Genomic DNA, 486 nt, shown 5'->3' with positions numbered 1-486 from the left:
GGTTGAAGGGTCAATGGGCAGCTTTGTTGTGACAGAAGCCGACAGTGTAACGGACAGCGGTGCGTTAGCGATAACAGGGGCGAGTACGATAGATACGAGCGGCGCCAATGGCTCAGTGATATTGGATGAAGATACGAATGCGTTAGGCGGCACGGTGACGGTGAGCAGTGGCTCAGGGGCGGTGACGTTAGACAATAATACAACGGCCCTGGATGTGGTTGCGAGCACAACGGGTGCGTTAACGATAGAAGATGCAGGGGCCTTGACGTTATCAGGTAGCTTAGGCAGCTTGATGGTGACAGAAGCGGACAGTGTTGCAGACAGTGCGATGTTGGCGGTAACGGGTACGACAGATATCACGACAGTGAGCAATGGCTCGGTGATATTGGATGAAGATACAAATAACCTTGCGGGTGCGGTGACGGTGAGCAGTGGCTCAGGTGCTATCACGTTAGACAATGCGACAAACGACTTGGCGTTAACCAG

The 486-nt window shown here is 53.3% G+C and carries 1 protein-coding gene; it reads left to right on the top strand.

The window, feature by feature from the left end:
* Window positions 1–13 precede the first annotated feature (13 nt).
* Window positions 14–486 (top strand): hypothetical protein (locus tag KO525_RS04715; RefSeq protein WP_215962643.1); only part of this gene is annotated, 473 nt, incomplete at its 3' end.

It is taken from the genome of Psychrosphaera sp. B3R10 (assembly GCF_018861025.1).
GTDB classification, from domain to species: Bacteria; Pseudomonadota; Gammaproteobacteria; order Enterobacterales; family Alteromonadaceae; genus Psychrosphaera; species Psychrosphaera algicola.
This window is presented reverse-complemented; position numbering and strand designations above follow the sequence as displayed.